This is a genomic window from Paratractidigestivibacter sp. (assembly GCF_052362415.1).
In the GTDB taxonomy this organism is placed as follows: Bacteria; Actinomycetota; Coriobacteriia; order Coriobacteriales; family Atopobiaceae; genus Paratractidigestivibacter.
In genome coordinates, this window is the sequence record NZ_DAWEMK010000125.1 from 1 (window position 1) to 1,630 (window position 1,630).

Here is a 1,630-nt window from a genome sequence, read left to right on the forward strand (position 1 = left end):
GAGCTCTCCATCGAGCGCGAGCTGGGCGGCCCCGACGCGGCGTTTGTCCGCGGCGGCGAGCTCGTCGTCCGCCTAGGCGGCGTCGAGCACGACCTCGGCCGCGTCGACAACCTGAGGATTCGCGGAAGCCACAACTGGGAGAACGCCCTCGCGGCCTCCGCGCTCGCGCTGTTCGTGGGGGTCGACGAGGCCGTCGTGGCGCGCGGGCTCACGGGGTTCAACCCCATCGAGCACCGCATCGAGCCCTGTGGCGAGGTCGCGGGCGTGCACTTCGTCAACGACTCCAAGGCCACGAACACCGACTCGGTCGAGAAGGCCCTCACCGCCTTCGCGCCCAAGTCCATCGTCGTGATGCTCGGCGGCCACGACAAGGGCACTGATCTCACGAGCCTCGCCGAGGCCTGCTGCCGTGAGGCCCGCGTCGCCGTCTGCTTCGGCGCGGCGGGTCCGCGCATCGCCGACGCGCTCGAGGCCGAGGCAAAGAAGACTTCCTCTGACCTGCGCGTTGTTCGTGCCGACCGCCTGCGCGACGCCTTTGATGCCGCCGTGGCGGCGGCCGTGCCCGGCAACACCGTGCTCCTCTCGCCTGCGTGCTCGTCGTTCGACGAGTTCAAGAACATGGCCGAGCGCGGCCGCCTCTTCAAGTCCCTCGTGGCCGAGCTGGCCGCGAGGGGGGAGTAGCCCGTGCGCGCCCAGCTGCCCGACTTCCTCTTTGGGGGGCCGGCCCGTCAGATGGGGTCGTCTGCCGCCGTTCGCGCGGAGCGCCGCCGCGAGGCCGGCCGCGACAAGCAGATCTTCGGCGTGCCCGAGCGCTTCATGAAGCCGCGTATCGTGCTGCTCGCCGTGACCGCGATCCTCGTGTGCTTCGGCATGCTCATGATCTACTCGGCGTCGTCGGTCACCGCTCTTGCGGACAAGAGCTGCGACTACGATGCCGCGTTCTACCTCAAAAGGCAGCTCCTCTTCGCTGCCATCGGGGTGGGCCTCGCTGTGGTCATCGCGCGCATGGACTACCACCTGCTTTCTCGCGATCACCTCGTGGCGCTCGAGGCGGTCGTCATCATCTTGCTCATCCTGGTGTTCGTCCCGGGATTTTCGGGCAGCGCTCTTGGAGCCTCCCGCTGGATCAAGCTCGGGAGCTTCCAGCTCCAGCCCTCGGAGTTCGCCAAGATCGCGTTGATCGTCGTCGGCGCCGCGCTCATGCAGCGCTACTATGTCGACCGCGACGTCGACTCGATCGAGCTCGCCAAGCTCGTCCTGGTCGGCATCGTCGTTCCGCTGGCGCTCATCATCAAGCAGCCCGACAAGGGCTCCACCCTCATCATCCTCGTCGCGCTCGTCGCGATGCTCTTCGTCGCGGGCTTCAACTGGAAAGTGCTGCTGGTGAGCATCGCCGTCGTTGGCGTGTTCTTCTTGGTGCTCTCGGTCTCGCAGGACTACTCGCTCTCGCGCATCACGACCTTCCTCGATCCTTGGCAAGACGAGCTCGGCGAGTCCTATCAGATCATCCAGGGCTTCTATGCTTTCGGGTCCGGCGGCCTGTTCGGCGTGGGTATCGGCTTCTCGAAGCAGAAGTACGCCTATTTGCCGATGGCCCACAACGACTTCATCTTCGCCGTCATCGGCGAGG

Annotated in this window: 2 protein-coding genes; both read left to right on the plus strand. The window is 66.6% G+C overall.

What is annotated here, in order from left to right; genetic code table 11:
• On the plus strand, positions 1-681 hold a 681-nt coding region (locus tag ACT84W_RS09565; RefSeq protein WP_444329036.1), incomplete at its 5' end, for a glutamate ligase domain-containing protein.
• Between the two features lie 3 nt (positions 682-684).
• The coding region (locus tag ACT84W_RS09570) for an FtsW/RodA/SpoVE family cell cycle protein (protein WP_444329037.1) at positions 685-1,630 on the plus strand (946 nt) is incomplete at its 3' end.